The 6219-nt window shown below is 31.1% G+C and carries 5 protein-coding genes and 3 pseudogenes; 5 read left to right on the top strand and 3 right to left on the bottom strand.

The window, feature by feature from the left end:
* Positions 1 to 252 precede the first annotated feature (252 nt).
* Positions 253 to 1440 carry an elongation factor Tu gene (tuf, locus tag EXC48_RS00130; protein WP_015287681.1) on the top strand — a complete coding sequence of 396 codons (1188 nt, stop codon included), beginning with the start codon at positions 253 to 255 and terminating at the stop codon, positions 1438 to 1440.
* Positions 1441 to 1489: 49 nt separating this feature from the next.
* Here the strand turns inward: tuf (EXC48_RS00130) and EXC48_RS00125 are convergent, their stop codons facing one another.
* Positions 1490 to 2458, bottom strand: coding sequence for a hypothetical protein (locus tag EXC48_RS00125; RefSeq protein ID WP_129720334.1), 969 nt, complete (start codon positions 2456 to 2458; stop codon positions 1490 to 1492).
* A gap of 176 nt (positions 2459 to 2634) precedes the next feature.
* On the opposite strand from EXC48_RS00125, the gene EXC48_RS00120 reads away from it, so the two are divergent.
* The gene (locus tag EXC48_RS00120; RefSeq protein ID WP_129720333.1) at positions 2635 to 3150 is read left to right on the top strand and encodes a tRNA (cytidine(34)-2'-O)-methyltransferase; all 516 of its coding nucleotides are present in this window, start codon (positions 2635 to 2637) and stop codon (positions 3148 to 3150) included.
* A gap of 202 nt (positions 3151 to 3352) precedes the next feature.
* On the opposite strand, the pseudogene EXC48_RS00115 reads toward EXC48_RS00120, so the two are convergent.
* Positions 3353 to 3915 (bottom strand): annotated as a pseudogene (locus tag EXC48_RS00115) (tRNA (cytidine(34)-2'-O)-methyltransferase).
* Between the two features lie 176 nt (positions 3916 to 4091).
* On the opposite strand from EXC48_RS00115, the pseudogene EXC48_RS05100 reads away from it, so the two are divergent.
* The 3 genes and pseudogenes from EXC48_RS05100 to EXC48_RS00105 form a co-directional block, all read left to right on the top strand.
* Positions 4092 to 4145 (top strand): annotated as a pseudogene (locus EXC48_RS05100) (hypothetical protein); the annotation flags it as partial.
* 20 nt (positions 4146 to 4165) lie between these two features.
* Positions 4166 to 4759 (top strand): hypothetical protein, encoded by a 594-nt coding sequence (locus tag EXC48_RS00110; RefSeq protein WP_129720332.1) that lies wholly within the window; start codon positions 4166 to 4168, stop codon positions 4757 to 4759.
* Positions 4732 to 5040 carry a hypothetical protein gene (locus EXC48_RS00105; RefSeq protein ID WP_129720331.1) on the top strand — a complete coding sequence of 103 codons (309 nt, stop codon included), beginning with the start codon at positions 4732 to 4734 and terminating at the stop codon, positions 5038 to 5040. Before EXC48_RS00110 ends, EXC48_RS00105 begins: the two co-directional genes overlap by 28 nt.
* Positions 5041 to 5107: 67 nt before the next feature.
* Here the strand turns inward: EXC48_RS00105 and tuf (EXC48_RS00100) are convergent.
* A pseudogene (gene tuf, locus EXC48_RS00100) lies at positions 5108 to 6219 on the bottom strand (elongation factor Tu); the annotation flags it as partial.

The following is a 6219-nucleotide window of genomic DNA, read 5'->3' as shown; positions in this document are numbered from 1 at the left end:
TTTTTAGTATTATTTATATTTATTAATAAATTATGTCTTATAATAAAATATATATGATTTGCTTTTTTGTGTTAAAATATATAAGACTTTTAAATAAAAGCGATTTTTAAAGTTTTTTGATAAAATAGATTTATTATTATAAATATATGTTTTAGGAAAAGGACAGGATCTAGATGAAAGGCTAGACTTAGGTTGGTTTTAGCGCTAAAACAAACATAAAAATTATAAAATTATAGGATTATGAAAGGAAAAATGGCAAAATTAGATTTTGACCGTAGTAAAGAGCACGTTAACGTTGGTACAATTGGACACGTTGACCATGGTAAAACTACATTAACAGCAGCTATTGCTACTGTTTTAGCTAAAAAAGGATTATCAGAAGCTCGTGATTATGCTTCTATTGATAATGCACCCGAAGAAAAAGCACGTGGGATAACAATTAACACATCACACATTGAATATCAAACAGAAAAACGTCACTATGCACACGTTGACTGTCCTGGTCACGCTGATTACGTTAAGAACATGATTACAGGAGCAGCTCAAATGGATGGTGCTATCTTAGTTGTTGCTGCAACAGATGGGCCTATGCCTCAAACACGTGAACACATTCTTTTATCTAAACAAGTTGGTGTTCCGCGTATCGTTGTTTTCTTAAACAAAGTTGATATGTTAGAAGGTGAAGAAGAAATGATTGAATTAGTTGAAGTTGAAATTCGTAGCCTTTTATCAGAATATGGATTTGATGGAGATAATGCGCCAATTATTCGTGGTTCAGCTTTAAAAGCACTTGAAGGTGATGCTAAATACGAAGAAAAAATATTAGAATTAATGGACGCAGTTGATTCATATATTGAAACACCTGTTAAAGAATATGACAAACCATTCTTAATGGCTGTTGAGGACGTATTTACAATTACAGGACGTGGAACAGTTGCTACTGGACGTGTTGAACGTGGAACACTTAAATTAAACGAAGAAGTTGAAATTGTTGGATTAAAATCTACTAAGAAAACAGTTGTTACAGGAATTGAAATGTTCCGTAAAAATCTTAAAGAAGCTATCGCGGGAGACAATGCAGGATTATTACTTCGTGGAGTTAACCGTGATGATGTAGAACGTGGACAAGTTCTTGCTAAACCAGGTTCAATCGTTCCTCACACAGAATTTGAAGCTGCTATTTATGTTCTTAAAAAAGAAGAAGGTGGACGTCACACACCATTCTTCAAGAACTATAAACCACAATTCTATTTCCGTACAACAGATGTTACAGGTGGAGTTGAATTCGAAGCTGGACGTGAAATGGTTATGCCAGGTGAAAACGTTAACTTAAAAGTTAAATTAATTGCACCTATCGCTGTTGAAGAAGGAACAAAATTCTCAATTCGTGAAGGTGGACGTACAGTTGGTGCTGGTTCAGTAACAAAAATCGTTAAATAATTTTTCAAAAATAAAACAAAACACACTATAGTGTGTTTTTTTCAATGACTTAATTAAGCAGTAATTTAGCAGGGAAAACATCTTTACTATTTTTGATATTGTCTGTGCTAAATACGATTTTTTCTGTTCCATCTTTCTTTCAGAAAATAAATGTATAGAATTTTCCATCTTGAAGTTTATTTTCGCCTTCAAATTTTCATCTTAATGGGAAATCATCACTTGTTGCTGTTGTAGTTGCTTGTTTAATCACAACTGGTTCAACTAGTGTGTTATCAGTTTCTGATTTTACTTCTGTTGCAAATGCAACTCACTCTCCTTGAACACCTTGGACTGGAGCAAGATGTAATCCTATATTAAAAATTCCTTTTGCATCCAATTTATTGCTTTTATCTGCTGGGAATAATAATTCTCTAGTTTTAACACTACCTGTATGTTTAGCGATACCGTGTTTGGTAAAATCAATTGTCTGATTGGTTTTTCTAACAGTTCCCTCAGGTAATTTAGCAGGGAAAACATCTTTACTATTTTTGATATTGTCCGGGCTAAATACGATTTTTTCTGTTCCATCTTTCTTTCAGAAAATAAATGTATAGAATCTTCCATCTTGAAGTTTATTTTCGCCTTCAAATTTTCATCTTAATGGGAATTCTCCATTTGTTGCTGTTGTAGTTGCTTGTTTAATCACAACTGGTTCAACTAGCGTGTTATCAGTTTCTGATTTTACTTCTGTTGCAAATGCAACCCACTCTCCTTGAACACCTTCAACTGGTGAATGATGTAATCCAATATTAAAAATTCCATTTGCATCTAACTTATTTTCATTTTTAGCCGCTGGGAATAATAATTCTCTAGTTTTAACACTACCTGTATGTTTAGCGATACCGTGTTCGGTAAAATCAATTGTCTGATTGGTTTTACGCTTGTTTTGTTCAGTTGGAGAACATGCCACAATGGCCGCAACTGGTATTGAAACAAGCGAACCTCCTAATATACTAATTGTTTTTTTTATTTTTTTCATATTTCCTCCGTTTTAAAAATTATACTATCTTTTATAAAAAAAGTAAAAAGTTATTTTTTTGCTTAAAATTAAATTAAAAAGTAACTTTTTACCTTTTTGTCTCATTTTGATTTATTTTATAAATACATATAAATGTTTAATAATAATTTATAATATGAACTATTAAAGGAGTTAAAATGATAAACATTGTTTTATTCGAACCGGAAATACCACCGAATACAGGGAATATTATTAGAACATGCTATTCATTAGGCGCTAAATTACATATTATAAAACCGATTAGTTTTGATTTACATCCTAAATATTTACGCCGTTATGGCGCAGGTAGAATGTTGTCTGATATTAGACATGAAATACATAATTCTTATGATGATTTTTATAAAAAATATGCTGATAAAAATATTTTTTATATAACTAGATATGGTTTAAAAACATATGAAAAAGTTGATTATAATGCAGAATTTAAAAAAAATAGTGATATTTGATTAATGTTTGGGACAGAATCAACTGGAATACCTAAAAAAATACTAGCATCTCATATTGAGAAATGTTTAAGAATACCAATGGTTTCTAAAATGCGTTCAATTAATTTAGCTAATTCTGTTTGCGTTATTGGATATGAGGTAATGAGGCAGTTAAACTGAAAAGATTTATCTATATATGAGGTTGAAAAGGTAAGGACTTTTTATTAAGAATGATTTTGACAAGCAAACAGAATATTAAAATAAAAGAATTAAAAAAATTCATTTCAAATCAACATATATCATTTTAAAGCTTTAACAAGATAATATCAAGCTAATCATTGATTAATAAGTTTATATCTATTAAAAAATATTTAATAAGCTTAAAAATGAATATGTTGAAATTATTAGAAACTGAAGTTTTTTAATTCTTTTATTTAATTATTCCTGTTTGGCTTGTCCAAAATCCATTCCTTTTAATAAAAAGTCCCTTACCTTTTTTCCAACCCTCATATATAGATAAATCTTTTCAGTTTAACTGCCTCATTACCTCATATCCAATAACGCAAACAGAATTAGCTAAATTAATTGAACGCATTTTAGAAACCATTGGTATTCTTAAACATTTCTCAATATGAGATGCTAGTATTTTTTTAGGTATTCCAGTTGATTCTGTCCCAAACATTAATCAAATATCACTATTTTTTTTAAATTCTGCATTATAATCAACTTTTCATATGTTTTTAAACCATATCTAGTTATATAAAAAATATTTTTATCAGCATATTTTTTATAAAAATCATCATAAGAATTATGTATTTCATGTCTAATATCAGACAACATTCTACCTGCGCCATAACGGCGTAAATATTTAGGATGTAAATCAAAACTAATCGGTTTTATAATATGTAATTTAGCGCCTAATGAATAGCATGTTCTAATAATATTCCCTGTATTCGGTGGTATTTCCGGTTCGAATAAAACAATGTTTATCATTTTAACTCCTTTAATAGTTCATATTATAAATTATTATTAAACATTTATATGTATTTATAAAATAAATCAAAATGAGACAAAAAGGTAAAAAGTTACTTTTTAATTTAATTTTAAGCAAAAAAATAACTTTTTACTTTTTTTATAAAAGATAGTATAATTTTTAAAACGGAGGAAATATGAAAAAAATAAAAAAAACAATTAGTATATTAGGAGGTTCGCTTGTTTCAATACCAGTTGCGGCCATTGTGGCATGTTCTCCAACTGAACAAAACAGCGTAAAACCAATCAGACAATTGATTTTACCGAACACGGTATCGCTAAACATACAGGTAGTGTTAAAACTAGAGAATTATTATTCCCAGCGGCTAAAAATGAAAATAAGTTAGATGCAAATGGAATTTTTAATATTGGATTACATCATTCACCAGTTGAAGGTGTTCAAGGAGAGTGGGTTGCATTTGCAACAGAAGTAAAATCAGAAACTGATAACACGCTAGTTGAACCAGTTGTGATTAAACAAGCAACTACAACAGCAACAAATGGAGAATTCCCATTAAGATGAAAATTTGAAGGCGAAAATAAACTTCAAGATGGAAGATTCTATACATTTATTTTCTGAAAGAAAGATGGAACAGAAAAATCGTATTTAGCCCGGACAATATCAAAAATAGTAAAGATGTTTTCCCTGCTAAATTACCTGAGGGAACTGTTAGAAAAACCAATCAGACAATTGATTTTACCAAACACGGTATCGCTAAACATACAGGTAGTGTTAAAACTAGAGAATTATTATTCCCAGCAGATAAAAGCAATAAATTGGATGCAAAAGGAATTTTTAATATAGGATTACATCTTGCTCCAGTCCAAGGTGTTCAAGGAGAGTGAGTTGCATTTGCAACAGAAGTAAAATCAGAAACTGATAACACACTAGTTGAACCAGTTGTGATTAAACAAGCAACTACAACAGCAACAAGTGATGATTTCCCATTAAGATGAAAATTTGAAGGCGAAAATAAACTTCAAGATGGAAAATTCTATACATTTATTTTCTGAAGAAAGATGGAACAGAAAAAATCGTATTTAGCACAGACAATATCAAAAATAGTAAGATGTTTTCCCTGCTAAATTACCTGCTTAATTAAGTCATTGAAAAAAACACACTATAGTGTGTTTTTGTTTTATTTTTGAAAAATTATTTAACGATTTTTGTTACTGAACCAGCACCAACTGTACGTCCACCTTCACGAATTGAGAATTTTGTTCCTTCTTCAACAGCGATAGGTGCAATTAATTTAACTTTTAAGTTAACGTTTTCACCTGGCATAACCATTTCACGTCCAGCTTCGAATTCAACTCCACCTGTAACATCTGTTGTACGGAAATAGAATTGTGGTTTATAGTTCTTGAAGAATGGTGTGTGACGTCCACCTTCTTCTTTTTTAAGAACATAAATAGCAGCTTCAAATTCTGTGTGAGGAACGATTGAACCTGGTTTAGCAAGAACTTGTCCACGTTCTACATCATCACGGTTAACTCCACGAAGTAATAATCCTGCATTGTCTCCCGCGATAGCTTCTTTAAGATTTTTACGGAACATTTCAATTCCTGTAACAACTGTTTTCTTAGTAGATTTTAATCCAACAATTTCAAACTTCTTCGTTTAATTTAAGTGTTCCACGTTCAACACGTCCAGTAGCAACTGTTCCACGTCCTGTAATTGTAAATACGTCCTCAACAGCCATTAAGAATGGTTTGTCATATTCTTTAACAGGTGTTTCAATATATGAATCAACTGCGTCCATTAATTCTAATATTTTTTCTTCGTATTTAGCATCACCTTCAAGTGCTTTTAAAGCTGAACCACGAATAATTGGCGCATTATCTCCATCAAATCCATATTCTGATAAAAGGCTACGAATTTCAACTTCAACTAATTCAATCATTTCTTCTTCACCTTCTAACATATCAACTTTGTTTAAGAAAACAACGATACGCGGAACACCAACTTGTTTAGATAAAAGAATGTGTTCACGTGTTTGAGGCATAGGCCCATCTGTTGCAGCAACAACTAAGATAGCACCATCCATTTGAGCTGCTCCTGTAATCATGTTCTTAACGTAATCAGCGTGACCAGGACAGTCAACGTGTGCATAGTGACGTTTTTCTGTTTGATATTCAATGTGTGATGTGTTAATTGTTATCCCACGTGCTTTTCTTCGGGTGCATTATCAATAGAAGCATAATCACGAGCTTCTGATAATCCTTTTTTAGCTAAAACAGTAGCAATAGCTGCTGTTAATGTAG

The organism is Mycoplasmopsis cynos (genome assembly GCF_900660545.1).
Taxonomy (GTDB): Bacteria; Bacillota_I; Bacilli_A; order Mycoplasmatales; family Metamycoplasmataceae; genus Mycoplasmopsis; species Mycoplasmopsis cynos.
This window is presented reverse-complemented; position numbering and strand designations above follow the sequence as displayed.